The 13,652-nt window shown below is 59.6% G+C and carries 15 protein-coding genes and 2 tRNA genes; 12 read left to right on the forward strand and 5 right to left on the reverse strand.

What is annotated here, in order from left to right; all coding sequences use genetic code 11:
- Window positions 1-156: 156 nt before the first annotated feature.
- Complete coding sequence (locus AWM79_RS15720; RefSeq protein ID WP_060783227.1) at window positions 157-654, forward strand: hypothetical protein; 498 nt, start codon at window positions 157-159, stop codon at window positions 652-654.
- On the opposite strand, the gene AWM79_RS15725 is transcribed toward AWM79_RS15720, so the two are convergent.
- Window positions 651-1,859: a site-specific integrase gene (locus AWM79_RS15725; RefSeq protein WP_060783228.1), complete on the reverse strand. Its 1,209-nt coding sequence runs from the start codon at window positions 1,857-1,859 to the stop codon at window positions 651-653. The genes AWM79_RS15720 and AWM79_RS15725 overlap by 4 nt on opposite strands.
- A gap of 95 nt (window positions 1,860-1,954) precedes the next feature.
- On the opposite strand from AWM79_RS15725, the gene AWM79_RS25025 reads away from it, so the two are divergent.
- Together AWM79_RS25025 and AWM79_RS15730 are read left to right on the forward strand one after the other, a co-directional pair.
- Window positions 1,955-2,025: transfer RNA gene (locus AWM79_RS25025), tRNA-Ser, on the forward strand.
- A gap of 99 nt (window positions 2,026-2,124) precedes the next feature.
- Window positions 2,125-2,382: a hypothetical protein gene (locus tag AWM79_RS15730; protein ID WP_017132607.1), complete on the forward strand. Its 258-nt coding sequence runs from the start codon at window positions 2,125-2,127 to the stop codon at window positions 2,380-2,382.
- A gap of 16 nt (window positions 2,383-2,398) precedes the next feature.
- Here the strand turns inward: AWM79_RS15730 and AWM79_RS25650 are convergent, their stop codons facing one another.
- The gene (locus tag AWM79_RS25650) at window positions 2,399-2,764 is read right to left on the reverse strand and encodes an avidin-fold protein (RefSeq protein ID WP_082712630.1); all 366 of its coding nucleotides are present in this window, start codon (window positions 2,762-2,764) and stop codon (window positions 2,399-2,401) included.
- Between the two features lie 325 nt (window positions 2,765-3,089).
- Here AWM79_RS25650 and AWM79_RS15735 point away from each other — a divergent pair, with 325 nt between their 5' ends.
- Window positions 3,090-4,028 carry an alpha/beta hydrolase family protein gene (locus AWM79_RS15735; protein ID WP_017132608.1) on the forward strand — a complete coding sequence of 313 codons (939 nt, stop codon included), beginning with the start codon at window positions 3,090-3,092 and terminating at the stop codon, window positions 4,026-4,028.
- Window positions 4,029-4,160: 132 nt separating this feature from the next.
- On the forward strand, window positions 4,161-4,562 hold the full coding sequence (locus tag AWM79_RS15740) for a hypothetical protein (protein WP_017132609.1): 402 nt from the start codon (window positions 4,161-4,163) through the stop codon (window positions 4,560-4,562).
- 71 nt (window positions 4,563-4,633) lie between these two features.
- On the opposite strand, the gene gabP is transcribed toward AWM79_RS15740, so the two are convergent.
- Complete coding sequence (gabP, locus tag AWM79_RS15745) at window positions 4,634-6,025, reverse strand: GABA permease (protein ID WP_017132610.1); 1,392 nt, start codon at window positions 6,023-6,025, stop codon at window positions 4,634-4,636.
- Between the two features lie 683 nt (window positions 6,026-6,708).
- On the opposite strand from gabP, the gene AWM79_RS15750 reads away from it, so the two are divergent.
- From AWM79_RS15750 to AWM79_RS15770, 5 genes are all read left to right on the forward strand, one after another.
- A complete protein-coding gene (locus AWM79_RS15750; protein ID WP_017132611.1) occupies window positions 6,709-7,482 on the forward strand; it encodes an ABC transporter ATP-binding protein in 774 nt (257 codons plus the stop codon).
- Window positions 7,483-7,495: 13 nt separating this feature from the next.
- Entirely contained in the window at window positions 7,496-8,245 is a 750-nt protein-coding gene (locus AWM79_RS15755) for an ABC transporter substrate-binding protein (protein WP_060783229.1), read from the forward strand.
- Between the two features lie 64 nt (window positions 8,246-8,309).
- Entirely contained in the window at window positions 8,310-9,002 is a 693-nt protein-coding gene (locus AWM79_RS15760) for an ABC transporter permease (protein WP_017132613.1), read from the forward strand.
- Complete coding sequence (locus AWM79_RS15765; protein WP_017132614.1) at window positions 9,002-9,691, forward strand: ABC transporter permease; 690 nt, start codon at window positions 9,002-9,004, stop codon at window positions 9,689-9,691. Before AWM79_RS15760 ends, AWM79_RS15765 begins: the two co-directional genes overlap by 1 nt.
- A gap of 55 nt (window positions 9,692-9,746) precedes the next feature.
- The gene (locus tag AWM79_RS15770; RefSeq protein ID WP_060783230.1) at window positions 9,747-10,958 is read left to right on the forward strand and encodes a methyltransferase; all 1,212 of its coding nucleotides are present in this window, start codon (window positions 9,747-9,749) and stop codon (window positions 10,956-10,958) included.
- Window positions 10,959-11,292: 334 nt separating this feature from the next.
- Here AWM79_RS15770 and AWM79_RS15775 read toward each other — a convergent pair whose 3' ends face one another.
- The gene (locus AWM79_RS15775; RefSeq protein ID WP_017132616.1) at window positions 11,293-11,745 is read right to left on the reverse strand and encodes a GNAT family N-acetyltransferase; all 453 of its coding nucleotides are present in this window, start codon (window positions 11,743-11,745) and stop codon (window positions 11,293-11,295) included.
- Window positions 11,735-11,869: a hypothetical protein gene (locus AWM79_RS25945; protein WP_256218811.1), complete on the reverse strand. Its 135-nt coding sequence runs from the start codon at window positions 11,867-11,869 to the stop codon at window positions 11,735-11,737. The genes AWM79_RS15775 and AWM79_RS25945 overlap by 11 nt, the downstream gene beginning before the upstream one ends.
- Window positions 11,870-12,035: 166 nt before the next feature.
- On the opposite strand from AWM79_RS25945, the gene pdxR reads away from it, so the two are divergent.
- Both pdxR and AWM79_RS15790 read left to right on the forward strand, forming a co-directional pair.
- Window positions 12,036-13,496, forward strand: a complete 1,461-nt coding sequence (gene pdxR / locus AWM79_RS15785) for a MocR-like pyridoxine biosynthesis transcription factor PdxR (RefSeq protein WP_017132618.1) — start codon at window positions 12,036-12,038, stop codon at window positions 13,494-13,496.
- A gap of 56 nt (window positions 13,497-13,552) precedes the next feature.
- Window positions 13,553-13,628: transfer RNA gene (locus tag AWM79_RS15790), tRNA-Thr, on the forward strand.
- Window positions 13,629-13,652 lie beyond the last annotated feature (24 nt).

A 13,652-nucleotide genomic window follows, 5' to 3' on the forward strand; every position in this document is an offset into this window, starting at 1 on the left:
GGCCAGGTTATGGGTTAGCGGGGGCCAGATGCTGCAATCCTATTTGCAGTATGTACTGCACGTCAACTGCAATCATTGACTTTGTGTGAGTGCGTGGACAATACCGGACATACGAGATACGATCCGCCATCTTGCAAATCCTTAGGAACTGAACCGATGGCCAAGAACAAGCCCAATCAGGGCGCGCGGAAAACGGAAACGCTCACGCTGAGGCTTGACCCAAAGGTGCGGCTTTTGATTGAGTTGATTTCGCGAGTGCGCAGGCAGTCGATTACGGGCGTCGTGGAGGCGGCTATCGAAGACATTGCCTTTGATTTAGATGTTCCGTTTGTCGACGATGGAGCCGTCCAGAACTCAGCGTTGGGATCGATCTTTTCCGAGATATGGTCAACTGATGAAAGCGAATTGTTCATCAATATGTGCTTTCGGCTGCCATCGCTAATGACCTACGAAGAGCAGCGCCTTTGGGAGACCATCAAGGCGTCCCCGGCATTTCGAGAAAAGCCATCCGCCACTTTGCTGACGGATTGGGAGGTTGAAGGGGTTGGTCGCCTGGATAAGTGGATGATTCGAAACTTCTGGAGCCAGCTTGCGGAGCACGTTGTGGAAAACCGAGAAAGCAGGACGGTCGTGCCTTTCGAGCCTCCGTTCTAAATCAACTCCACCGCCGCCGCCTTGGTCCCAGGCGCCAAGTGCGCGTAACGCAGCGTCATTTTGATATCAGCGTGACCCAGCAGATCCCGTACCGTGTTGAGCGGTACGCCGGCCATCACCAGTTTGGATGCGAACGTGTGGCGCAGATCGTGCCACCGGAACCGCTCCACCTTGGCTAGCGTGAGCAGGCCAGACCAAGACTTCTTGACGTTATCAAGACGGCTCCCGCTTTGGCCTGGAAAGACGAAACCTTTACCGCCGCCCTGCTCTTTCCACTTGGTCAGCGTTTCCAGCGCTTCACGATTGAGCGGGATATGCCGAGTCTGTCCCGACTTCGACGTATCACCCTCTACGGTGATCAGCTTGTTCTTGAGGTCGACATCCGTCCAGGTCAAATTGAAGGCCTCCCCGCGCCGCACGCCAGTGTTGATCGACAACATCACCAGCGGTTCAAGGTGATCAGCGAAGTGAACGGCCCGAAGGTCTGCCAGGGGCTCTTTCTGGCGCTCTATCCGCCACCTATTCGCACTGTCTCGGGCATCGCGGATTACGCCGCTGCGGGCCTCCAGGGCCTCACGCAGGGCCGTCTCTTCCTCCGTACTGAGGTAGCGCACCCGGCTGCGATCGTCGACCTTGAGTTTCCGCACTTTCAGTGGATTATCTTGCAGTACTCCCCACTCAACGGCGCGGCTGAGCACGCCCCTTAGTCGAGTGACGTTACGGTTTGCCGTTGCAGGGGATCGACCGGCGCGCAGCCAGGCTGTTCTGATCTGTTCCACGCGCCGGGTATCGATGCTGGCAAGGGGAAGGCCCAGCAGCTCATCAAAGCTGTGCCGGATAGCCCGATTACCATTCTTGGCATCCCGGTGATGCTCGACGGCCCAGGGTTCGAAGGTATCGGTGAGGAACTGGTCGAGCGTAGGCATAGCGGCGCCGGCCCGCTTTTCTGTGATAGCCAAAGGCTCGCCAGTAGCGTGGGCGTCCGCCAGATACTTTGAGGCCTCCGTCCTGGCTTGCTCGAGCGTAATGACGCCGACTCGGCCGAGAGTAGCCGCCTTGTTACGTGCCCAGGTGACCATATAACTGGCGTGACCACTGGGCAAAACACGGATCGATAGTCCGGGCTGCAGTGTATCGTGGATGCGATAGGACTTCGCCGCTGGGACAATGCGGGTTATCGTTTTGCCAGTGATTTTGGTCTTCATGTTCGGCCCGTGACAGCAAGGTGACAGCAAAAACAACTATACGGGCATGATTCATCGTACACAACCGGACGGAAAAGCCCATGTGCGGCGGAGAAAGGCAGTACCCGCTGGATTTGATTTTGCCCTCCGAAGGCAGGGGTCGTGGGTTCGAATCCCGCCTGGTCTTCTTTCCCTTGTACACAAGGGATAGCGTTCCTAATAGAAACCTGTCCTAGTCCTGAAAGTCGTTTTTGCCACAAATTTGCCACACTTGAACGTGGCGGGAATGGTCGAAATGGCAACAATCAGGAATCGCGGCCCAGCCGTTAATAAAGGACAGTGGGAAGCGCAAATCCGTCGTAAGAGCTATCCAGCTCAAAGAAAAACCTTCGAAACCGAAGCCGATGCCCAAGCCTGGGCACGCATGATCGAAAGCGAAATCGACCGAGGCATTTTTGTCTCTCGCGTCGAGGCTGAACGCACCGCCTTTCACCAACCCATTGATCGCTCCGAGTTGCTACCGCACAGATGGACGCGAGTGTAATCAAAAAGCTTAACCGCTATGCGGCAAGCTCAACGTAGCTAGACTCCCCACCTCCAGTCGCGCCCGACAACCAACCCCATATGAACATCAGAGTGGTACGTCCTGCGTGATCAACGCCTACCGTGCCACGAGACCAGCCAGCAAGAATCTCACCATCCGTAGTTAAGCAATGATAAAGAAGCTCAAGAGTATCGGGACCAGTCACGCGTCCGACTTGATGACCTAGGCGGATCCGGCCACCTTGGTAAGTACCCCAAACGGAATCTTCTTCGACATGGTAGTGAAATACTGTGCCGGCACCGGATAGCCCGTGGGCGTTACCCGCTACCGTAAATCGGCGATTGTTCAAACGCTCCCTGATTTGAGCAAGGGGGATTTCCATAAGATGTCGCGTCCTTTTAGTCGAAGTGTTCCATTACAGTCTTCGATGATCTTAAGCCATTTTGTCGTGCCTGAAGAGAGGTCTGCTTGCCTATCCCTATAGCCGCAACTCACGACGATAAAACGCAAGATGTGTTTGGCCGTGGATGCGCATGCTATGTCGATCAGAATATTTGTACTAATACACGGCCTCAAAGTCATCTGAACCTGAAAAACCCACCCGGCACAGGGCTTTATTGTCCGGAATTTGCTAGCGTCAGGTTCTGACAAAAAGCGGCAGCGGGGCGCTCTCGCAAGTCTCGCTGCAAACGCAAGGAGCCTGCTCAATGACCACCTCCGAGTCCCCGCTCGTCCTTTCGCCCGCCGACTGTATTGCCGTGCCCTTCGTCGAGTCCGCGCTCGATGGCTTTGTACTGGGTGGCTTCAACTGGCGTCACGGCGAGGTCAAAGTCGGGCGCCCGGTGGTCATCATCAGCGCCGCCACGTCGCTGCGCTGTCGCTATTACTCGCGTTTTGCCGACTATCTGTTCGCCCACGACTTCGACGTGATCACCTATGACTATCGCGGCATCGGCGAATCGCGGCCAGCGTCGATACGCGGGTTTGAGGCGTCGTGGACCGATTGGGGCGCGCTGGATTTCGAAGCCATGCTGCGGCGGGCCAGTCGCGAATTCCCCAGCCAGCCAATCGATGTCGTCGCCCACAGCTTTGGCGGCTGCGGCGTGGGGCTGGCGGCGTCGGGGCACCTGATCCGCCGTCTGGTGACCGTCGGCGCGCAATTCGCCTACTGGCGCGATTATGCGCCCGCCTCCCGCTGGAAGATGTTCCTCAAATGGCATCTGCTAATGCCGCTGCTGACCCGCTTCTACGGCTATTTCCCAGGTAAGCGACTGGGCTGGCTGGAAGACACTCCCGTTGGCGTGGTGATGGACTGGAGCACCTCGACAGCAGGTTACGAGAAGCGCCCCAGCGCACGAAAGGTCGCCGCCCTGCCGTTTTCTCTGGTACAGGCCAAAATCCTCGCTATCAGCCTGACAGACGATCCTTTCGGCACGGTGACGGCCATAGAGCGGCTCCTGGGTTACTTCACAGGCAGCGAACGCACCCATCTGCGCATCGCCCCTGAAGATATCGCCGAAACCGAAGTGGGGCATTTCGCATTCTTCCGTAGCCAGTATCAGGAAAAGCTTTGGCCGATTGCGTTGCACTGGCTAAGAAAAGGGGAACTGAAGGCACAGACGCCGGGGCAGATCATCCAACGTTGAGGCATGAGCTACTGCATTCCCCATTGATACCGGCCCAGCCAGCTGCGCGGTCCAGCAAAATGCGCTTTGGCATTGCGCCAGTTCACAGGGATAATTCCCGCCACTTACTTCTTCCCGAAAGCACCAGAGCCCATGGCATCCCCAGACAAACAACACAAACGCGCGCAACGGGCGAAAGCCAAGGCCAAGCAGAACCGTACCCGACGCGCCAGCGAGCCAGCCGAGTCGCTGCCAGTGGATGACGATCGGATCGATTTCGCATCGGTCGATTTGACCGACCTCTTCAAGAGAATGCGCAGCGCCGAAGCTATCAGCCAACAAGCCATGTGCGCTGTCTTCCTGGAAGACCCGTTGCTGGAACTGGTACTGGAGCAGGAGGGCGAGGAGGAGGCGACGGACTTTATCCTGTCCGCCCTGATCGAATACCGCCAATGGGCCACCGAGGCCAGCGAAGAAGCCGCGCTCGCCTGGATCGAGAGCCCGGCATTCCAGGCCGACTATGTCGCCGCTTCGCACGCCCTGCAGAAGTCCTGAAAAAAAACGGCCACTATCATCACTGACAGCGGCCGTCTTTTTTCAGCCAAACACAAGCCGTCGATCAACCGTTAGTTCAATACCACCTTCCCGGCGTTCTCGATTCGCCGGCGACGCGCCACCAGCAGACCAGCCACGACGACCAGTACACTGAGCAAACCGGTGGCGAGAACCTCGAGGCGATGGGCTTGCTGGACCAGCATCACCGTCAGCACCGCGACGATAAACACAATCACCACCCAGGTCAGGCCTGGGAACAGCCACATCTTGAAGTCGATTTTCTCGCCTTTGGCCATGCGCTGACGGCGCATGCGCAGTTGCGACACCGCAATTACCAAGTACACCAGCAAGGCAATCGCGCCAGAGCTGGCCAGCAGGAAGTCGAACACCGCCGCCGGCGCGACGTAGTTGGCGAATACCGCCAGGAACGCCGCCGCCGTTGACAGTAACACCGCCCAGTAAGGTGTGCCGCTGGCATTGGTGCGCTTGGATACGGCCGGGGCATCACCGCGCCGTCCCAGAGAGAAGAGCATCCGCGAGGCGGTGTATAGCGCCGAGTTCAGGCAACTGGTCACCGCCACCAGCACCACCAGGTCAACGATCAGCTTGGCATTGGGAATGCCCAGGCGGTCCAGCACGGTCTGGTAGGAGCCGACCGCCGCCAGGGCCGGGTCATTCCACGGCACCAGCGATACCACAATAAAGATCGATACCAGGTAGAACAGGCCGATCCGCCAGATCACCGAGTTGGTGGCCTTGGAGATCTGCTTACCGGGGTCTTTCGACTCGGCGGCGGCGATAGTCACGATCTCGGTACCCATGAACGAGAACATGGTGGTCAACATCGCCGCCAGCACCGCGCCCAGGCCATTGGGCATAAAGCCCACGGTGTCCACCAGATGCGACACGCCGCTGACTTGGCTGGTCGGCAACAGACCGAAGATCGCCAGCAGACCGAGCACCACGAAGCCGATAATTGCGATCACCTTGATCAGCGCGAACCAGAACTCGAACTCGCCGTAGTTCTTCACGCTGAACAGATTGGTCGCGGTCAACAGCAAGGTGATGATCAGGGTAAAAGCCCAGATCGCCACACTGGGGAACCAGGCATGCAGAATCGTCGCGGCGGCATTGGCCTCCAGCGGGATCACCAGAACCCAGAACCACCAGTACAGCCAGCCGATGGTGAAACCGGCCCAGTGCCCGATGGCGCGGTCGGCGTAAGTCGAGAAGGAACCGGTGTCCGGCGACGCCACGGCCATTTCGGCCAGCATGCGCATCACCAGTACCACCAGCATACCGGCTGCGGCGTATGCCAGCAGTACGGCGGGACCGGCCTCGGCAATAGCGCGTCCGGAGCCGACGAACAACCCAGCACCGATCACCCCGGCAATCGACAACATCGTCACATGCCGGGGCTTGAGCCCTTGCTCCAGCTCGTTGGAAGTATGCGTACCGCTCATTGAGGAATACCTATGCAATGAAGAGCTATTTATTCCACCCCTCGTCACTGGCAACCTTGTAGAAGGCACTCAACGGGGGCGTATTTTATTTTTTACGCAAAATTTGCGCCAAAATGTTACAAGCTCCCGGTTCACGGGGCCTACACATCCCGCCGAAGGAAAACCGCAAGTTGTTGAGATTAATGGCAATTCGCCAGAACGTTACCGAGCCACTCATATTTAGACTCGTCGGTCCGCACCGGAAACAGGCAAAAAAACATCGTCACGCCCCATTTTAGGGCGAGCCAATGCCCGCTCAGTCGGTTTACCCTTCCAACACTCGGCCAAAGCTGGCAACATCGCGCCTTTTTTGACGCGACTGCCGCGCTGAAGACGGATCAAGCGGGAATTGGGGGGTTGATAAGAGCGACAATCAACCGTGTCGATGCGATAACCTGCCACGGTACCGTCCTCCAACCCTAGTGGCCTGTACGGTGAGTTCGTTAGCTCAAGTTCGGATGTCACACCCCCATGGTCAAGGCGCTGTGACCCGTCTAGCCGGGCTATGGCGAGGAACAGCAACACCGGTCAGGGGTTTGTGGCGCCGAAATTGACTCATAGAACTCACCACACAGGCCACTAGCCCGGCGCTCACCAGGAAGGCCGCCAACAGCAGGAGCGCAACAGAACAATGAGGAACGCACATGGCTGAGGCCGCGCCCGCCCTTGAAATCCGCAACTTGCACAAACGCTACGGTGAGCTGGAAGTCCTCAAAGGGATCTCGCTGACCGCGCGCGACGGTGATGTGATCTCGATCCTCGGTTCCTCCGGTTCCGGCAAGTCCACGTTCCTTCGTTGCATTAACCTGCTGGAAAACCCACACCAGGGCCAGATTCTGATCAACGGTGAAGAACTCAAGCTCAAAGCCGCAAAAAATGGCGAACTGATAGCCGCCGACGGTCGGCAGATCAATCGCCTGCGCAGCGAAATCGGCTTTGTGTTCCAGAACTTCAACCTCTGGCCGCACATGAGCATCCTCGACAACATTATCGAAGCGCCGCGCCGGGTACTCGGCCAGAGCAAGCGCGAGGCTATCGAGGTCGCCGAGGCCCTGTTGGCCAAGGTCGGTATCGCCGATAAACGCCATGCCTACCCCGCCCAGCTTTCCGGCGGCCAGCAACAGCGCGCGGCCATCGCCCGCACACTGGCCATGCAGCCCAAGGTCATCCTGTTCGACGAGCCGACCTCGGCCCTCGACCCCGAAATGGTCCAGGAAGTTCTCAATGTGATCCGCGCCCTGGCCGAAGAAGGCCGCACCATGCTGCTGGTCACCCACGAAATGGGCTTCGCCCGCCAGGTTTCCAGCGAAGTGGTGTTCCTGCACCAGGGCCTGGTCGAAGAGCAAGGAACGCCACAGCAGGTTTTCGAGAACCCGCTTTCGGCACGCTGCAAACAATTCATGTCCAGCAACCGCTAACGGAGCAATACGCATGCAGACCTACAAGAAAATCCTCCTGGCCGCTGCCGTCTCCATGGCCTTCAGCGCCAGTGCCTTCGCCGAGCCCCTGAAAATGGGCATCGAGGCCGCCTACCCGCCGTTCAACAACAAAGATGCCAGCGGCCAGGTCGTTGGCTTCGACAAGGATATCGGCGAGGCCCTGTGCGCCAAGATGAAGGTCGAATGCACGGTCGTGACCTCCGACTGGGACGGCATCATTCCGGCCCTGAACACCAAGAAGTTCGACTTCCTGATTTCTTCAATGTCGATCACTGCCGAACGCAAACAAGCAGTGGACTTCACCGATCCGTACTACTCCAACAAACTGCAATTCATCGCGCCGAAAAGCGTCGACTTCAAAACCGACAAGGCTTCGCTGAAGGGCAAAGTGATCGGCGCCCAGCGCGCGACCCTGGCCGGCTCCTTCTTGGAGGACCACTTCGGTGACGACATCACCATCAAACTGTACGACACTCAGGAAAATGCCTACCTCGACCTGCAAGCCGGTCGCCTGGACGGCATCCTCGCCGACAAATACGTCAACTATGAATGGCTGAAAAGCGCCGCCGGCAAAAACTACGAATTCAAGGGCGATCCGGTGGAAGAAAGCGACAAGATCGGGATTGCCGTGCGCAAGAAAGACCCACTGCGCCAACGGCTGAACCAGGCGTTGAAGGAAATCATCGCCGACGGTACTTACAAGAAGATCAACGACAAGTACTTCCCGTTCAGCATCCTCTGACCTACCCGACGACCGGCCCTCGACGCAAGGTGCCGGTCGTCCCCAAGCCAAGCCCGCCTTGCCCATGAATATTGATCTCTTCGGATTCGGCCCGGCACTTGCCGCCGGCGCGCTGATGACCGTCAAGCTTGCGCTCTCGGCCCTGTGCCTGGGATTGGCGCTCGGGCTGCTCGGTGCATTGGCCAAAACTTCACCGTACAAACCCCTGCAATGGCTGGGAGGCACCTATTCGACCCTGGTCCGTGGCGTGCCGGAACTGCTCTGGGTGCTGCTGATGTACTACGGCACCGTCAACCTGATGAGCGCCCTGGGCGACACCTTCGGTTATCCCGAACTGGCCTTGGGCCCATTCGCCGCCGGGGTCATCGCCCTGGGGCTGTGCTTCGGCGCCTACGCCACGGAGGTATTTCGTGGCGCGATCCTGGCGATCCCCAAGGGCCACCGCGAAGCCGGCGTCGCGCTGGGCATGTCCAAAGCGCGGATCTTCAGCCGGCTGATCCTGCCGCAGATGTGGCGCATCGCCCTGCCGGGACTGGGCAACCTGTTCATGATCTTGATGAAGGACACTGCGCTGGTCTCGGTCATCAGCCTGGAAGAAATCATGCGTCAGGCGCAAAACGCCGTGCAGTTTACTCGATTGCCCTTCACCTTCTACCTGACAGCAGCCTTCATGTACCTGGGCCTGACCATCTTGGCCATGATCGGTATGCACTTCCTGGAAAAACGCGCCGCGCGCGGTTTTGTGAGGACCACATAATGGAATGGGAAGTCATCATCAAGTGGCTGCCGAAGTTCCTCCAGGGTGCGCTGTTGACCCTGGAGCTGGTAGGCATCGCCGTCGTGCTGGGGCTGATCCTGGCCGTGCCGCTGGGTATCGCCCGGGCCTCCAAGCTGTGGTTCGTGCGGGCGTTGCCCTACGGCTACATTTTCTTCTTTCGCGGCACCCCGCTGCTGGTCCAGTTGTTCCTGGTGTATTACGGCCTGGCGCAGTTCGACTCGATTCGCGAGAGTTTCATGTGGCCCTACCTGCGCGATCCGTTCTGGTGCGCCACAGCGACCATGACCCTGCACACTACCGCGTACATCGCCGAAATCCTCCGTGGAGCCATCCAGGCCATCCCGCCGGGCGAAATCGAAGCCGCTCGGGCGCTGGGCATGTCGCGGCCCAAGGCATTGTTCTACATCATCCTGCCGCGCGCGGCGCGGATCGGTTTACCGGCCTACAGTAATGAAGTGATCCTGATGCTCAAGGCCAGTTCGCTGGCGAGTACCGTGACCCTGCTGGAGCTGACCGGCATGACCCGAACCATCATTGCACGCAACTACCTGACGGTGGATATGTTCTTCACCGCCGGGCTGTTCTACCTGGTGATCTCATTCCTGCTGGTGCAGGCGTTCAAGCAGTTAGAACGCCTGATGCGGGTCGACGCCTGCCAGGGACGGTGACTTGGTGGGCGCAGGCGACTTAAACTCCCTTGCGCCCGCCATCCCGGAACCCAGCATGCCCGCCATCCTTCAAGGCCCCGCACTCCAAACCCGCTTCAAGGCCCTGGATGCGTTCCTGACTGCCCACCAGTATCTCTGGCGTCCACGCCCCTTCACCCACCTGCAGCTACCGTGGGAAACCCAACACCCGGAACTCGCCGCCTGGCTACGCCAACGCAATCTCGACGACGCCGAAACCAGCCATAACCACCCGCAACAGCTCGCGGCGCCGGGGCCATTTCCCACCCTGGCGAGCGCATCCGGGACACTGGTCGCCATCGGAACCCTCGGCAAAACCCCGCTGGCGCCCGCCAATCAGCGCCTGAACGTCGAGGTCCCCGGACGCAAATGGCAGCAGATCGAAGCCTTCGCCAGTTGCCTGGACTTTGCCCGCTCACCCACCCACTGGCTCGACTGGTGCTCAGGCAAGGGTCATCTTGGCCGCCGCCTGATGCAACCCGGCCAGCGACTGACCTGCCTGGAGTACGATCCGGCCCTGGTTGCCAGCGGCGAACAACTGAGCCGCCACCATCACCTGCCCGCCCACCACGTTCTGCTAGACGTCATGGCGGCTGATACCGGTTCACGCCTGAACGCCGACCATACACCGGTCGCCCTCCACGCCTGCGGCGACCTGCACGTGCGCCTGCTGCAACTCGCGAGCGAGGCTGGCTGCCAGCAACTGGCAATCGCGCCGTGCTGCTACAATCGTACCGGCGGCGACCACTACCGCCCCTTGTCCGCCGCTGCACGGGCTTCCGAGCTGCGCCTGTCACTGGCCGACCTCGCCCTGCCGCTGAGCGAAACCGTGACCGCCGGCGCCCGGATACGGCGTCAGCGCGACACCTCCATGGCTCGGCGTCTGGCCTTCGATCTATTGCAACGCCAGCTCCTCCAGAGTGACCACTACCTGCCCAGCCCGTCGCTGCCCAGCGCCTGGCTCGACAAACCCTTCGCCGACTATTGCCGAGACCTGGCCGCGCTCAAGGAGCTTCCCGCCGTGGGGGAACAGGACTGGGCTGAGCTGGAAGCAGCAGGCTGGCAACGTCTGGCTGAGGTTCGCAACCTGGAACTGCCGCGCAACCTGTTCCGCCGTCCATTGGAACTCTGGCTGGTGCTCGACCACGCGCTGTTCCTCGAAGAACAGGGCTACCGCGTTCGTCTCGGCCAGTTCTGCGAAAGCCCGCTGACACCCCGCAACCTGATGCTGTTGGCAGAGCGCGACTAACTGTCACATCACATCGCGCAATCTGTGGATAACTCTGTTGATATTTTTAATAGACAACCGCTAAAAACAAAGGCTACAGTGCAAAAGCCTACCTGGTCATTTTTTGTTCATAAAATAAAACACCGAAGAAACATGTAGTTACACAGTGATGAGAATGAGTCCGCAAATTGGCGCCCTCCGTCCACCCACGACCAACCACTTGTGCATAAGCATTCTAGCCAATAGGCATAATGCGCTGCTTTTCCTGCGCGTGGGGGCCGGTAGCGCCTCGACAGCTAACTGATAACCCTAGAAGCCTTGCCATTCGGCTCGAGGTTCAGCACCAGGGTGCCATTCACTCCGTCGGCCCCGTACCCAAATCCTGGAAGAAATGCATGCCCTTGGCCAACATCCCTTGACGGAAATAGAAGCGCTGCGCCAATTGCATATGCAGGCCGGTGTCGAGCACCAGATGGCGATATCCCAGTTCTCGGGTGTACTGGCGGACCCACCCCAGCAATTCAGCCCCTAACTTGCGACGTTGCTGCGAGGCCATCACTACCAGATCATCGACATAGACGAAGCGTCCATAGAGAAAGTTCTCCGTCACCCGAAAGCCCGCCAGGCCGATGACCTGGCCGTGCTCGCGCACCGCCAGCAATCGATACCCCTGCGCGGCCTGACGAAGGACCTGTTCGACAAAGGACCGTTCATCCGTCAGATGTGGGCGTAACTCGCGCATGACCGCAAAACACTCACGGCAACTGGCTTCGCTTTCGATCAAGGCATACTCGAGATTATTGTCCATTGGACGCCTCCTCATGCCCGCGCGCACCCGGCGGCAGGCCGCAGCCCTGCACGTAGGTCTTTACCCCGCCCAGCGCTATGTAGCCCCGAGGCGCGGCGTCGAAATAATTGAGACGTTGAGTCATGGTCGGCTCCCCTATGAAGTGGGTAAAGTAACGGCCCGCAGTGTGCTTTGCGCTGAAACCGCACGACAGGGCCAAGATCGAGCAAGCCGCTTGGGACATGACCCCTGCTGAATCCACCACCCCATCAGCTTAAACTCGAGCGCCGCGCATGACCACGGGAAACGCTATGCCCATTGCCCACCCCACCGCCGCACCGGGCCTGCCCAAGTACCTGCTGGTCTATCGACGCATTCGCGGTGCTATCGACGACGGCCAACTGAAGCCGGGCGACCGCGTGCCCTCGCTGCGCGCCCTGGCAACCGAGCTGAACCTGGCCCGAGGCACCGTCGAAGCGGCCTATGAAATGCTCATCAGCGAAGGCTACCTGACCGCACGCGGACAGGCCGGGACCATCATCGCCCTTGACCTGGCAACCACTGCGGCTCGTGGCAACTCCACCCCCACGCCGAGCGCACAAGACCCATTGCTGCCCCTGCAACTGGGTATGCCGGCACTGGATGCCTTTCCGCGCAAACTCTGGGCCCGACTCATTACCCAGCGCGCCCGACAAACCGATACCGCCAGCCTGAGCTTCAGCGATCCACGCGGCTATGCGCCCCTGCGCTCGGCTATCGCCACGTACCTGGGGTTGTACCGGGGCCTACAGTGCACACCGGACCAGGTGTTTATCTGTGCCGGCTACAACGCCGTGCTCGAACTCGTCTGCGAAAGCCTGGACATGACTGGCCAGGACTGCTGGTTCGAGGACCCCGGCTACCTGCATGCGCGCAAGATGCTGCTCAATCGCGGCGTAAGCCTGACCCCGGTACCGGTGGATGGCGATGGCTTGCAGGTCGAACGGGCCATCCAGCAGAACCCGCTGGCCCGCCTGGCGGTGGTCACCCCGGCCCACCAGAGCCCGCTGGGCGTGGCCCTGAGCCCGGAGCGGCGACAAACGCTACTCGCCTGGGCGCAACAACACTCCAGTTGGATCCTCGAAGACGACTACGACAGCGAGTTCCGCTATCGCGGTTGCCCCCTGCCAGCATTGAAGAGCCAGGACCGGCACGACCGCGTGCTGTACGCCGGGACCTTCAGCAAGATGCTGTTTCCCGGATTGCGACTGGCGTACCTGGTAGTTCCCCGAGGACAGGTCGAGCATGTTGAACACGTGTGCCGAGGGCTGCGCAACCGCTGTCCGGAGTTGTTGCAGGCGACGGTCAGCGACTTCCTGAGCCAGGGCCACTTCACCCGCCATTTAAAGAAAATGCGACAACTGTACAGCGTGCGCCGGCCGTTACTGGTCAAGGCGCTGGAAGAAATCTGCGGCGGCATCCTGAGGGTTGATCCACAGGCCGGTGGCATCAACTTGGTGGTGCGAGTCCTGATCGACGTGTCCGACACCCGCATAGCCGAGCAGGCGCGGGCGCAGGGCCTGGCCGTCGAACCCCTGTCGCGCTGGCAATTGAGCGCCGGGAAAGAAGGTGGATTGTTGATGGGTTTTACCAACGTAGTGTCGGCGGAACAGGCGACTCAAATGGCGCGGCGCTTGCTGACGGTGATCGACGCGGTGCGCTCGACCCAGGAGAACCCAGCCCAGGGTTGTCGACAAGGAGCGGACGGGAGAATGTCAGTCTCGCAAAAATAGTCAGATATCAGGGGTTTACAGAACCTTGCCAATCGCTATAATCGTCGCCCTAACACGCCGGTATAGCTCAGTTGGTAGAGCAACTGACTTGTAATCAGTAGGTCCCGGGTTCGACTCCTGGTGCCGGCACCATACAAGGTTCCAGAGAAGGCTTTC

Source organism: Pseudomonas agarici (assembly GCF_001543125.1).
Classification (GTDB): domain Bacteria; phylum Pseudomonadota; class Gammaproteobacteria; order Pseudomonadales; family Pseudomonadaceae; genus Aquipseudomonas; species Aquipseudomonas agarici.

Excerpts from the sequence above, each read along its gene's own strand:
- AWM79_RS15755 (WP_060783229.1), top strand. The coding sequence starts at position 7,496 with ATGCAGACCTACAAGAAAATCCTCCTGGCCGCTGCCGTCTCCATGGCC.
- AWM79_RS15735 (WP_017132608.1), top strand. The coding sequence starts at position 3,090 with ATGACCACCTCCGAGTCCCCGCTCGTCCTTTCGCCCGCCGACTGTATT.
- AWM79_RS25945 (WP_256218811.1), bottom strand. The coding sequence starts at position 11,869 with ATGACTCAACGTCTCAATTATTTCGACGCCGCGCCTCGGGGCTACATA.
- gabP (WP_017132610.1), bottom strand. The coding sequence starts at position 6,025 with ATGAGCGGTACGCATACTTCCAACGAGCTGGAGCAAGGGCTCAAGCCC.
- AWM79_RS15760 (WP_017132613.1), top strand. The coding sequence starts at position 8,310 with ATGAATATTGATCTCTTCGGATTCGGCCCGGCACTTGCCGCCGGCGCG.
- AWM79_RS15730 (WP_017132607.1), top strand. The coding sequence starts at position 2,125 with ATGGTCGAAATGGCAACAATCAGGAATCGCGGCCCAGCCGTTAATAAA.
- AWM79_RS25650 (WP_082712630.1), bottom strand. The coding sequence starts at position 2,764 with ATGGAAATCCCCCTTGCTCAAATCAGGGAGCGTTTGAACAATCGCCGA.
- AWM79_RS15750 (WP_017132611.1), top strand. The coding sequence starts at position 6,709 with ATGGCTGAGGCCGCGCCCGCCCTTGAAATCCGCAACTTGCACAAACGC.
- AWM79_RS15725 (WP_060783228.1), bottom strand. The coding sequence starts at position 1,859 with ATGAAGACCAAAATCACTGGCAAAACGATAACCCGCATTGTCCCAGCG.
- AWM79_RS15775 (WP_017132616.1), bottom strand. The coding sequence starts at position 11,745 with ATGGACAATAATCTCGAGTATGCCTTGATCGAAAGCGAAGCCAGTTGC.
- AWM79_RS15720 (WP_060783227.1), top strand. The coding sequence starts at position 157 with ATGGCCAAGAACAAGCCCAATCAGGGCGCGCGGAAAACGGAAACGCTC.
- AWM79_RS15770 (WP_060783230.1), top strand. The coding sequence starts at position 9,747 with ATGCCCGCCATCCTTCAAGGCCCCGCACTCCAAACCCGCTTCAAGGCC.
- AWM79_RS15740 (WP_017132609.1), top strand. The coding sequence starts at position 4,161 with ATGGCATCCCCAGACAAACAACACAAACGCGCGCAACGGGCGAAAGCC.
- AWM79_RS15765 (WP_017132614.1), top strand. The coding sequence starts at position 9,002 with ATGGAATGGGAAGTCATCATCAAGTGGCTGCCGAAGTTCCTCCAGGGT.
- pdxR (WP_017132618.1), top strand. The coding sequence starts at position 12,036 with ATGCCCATTGCCCACCCCACCGCCGCACCGGGCCTGCCCAAGTACCTG.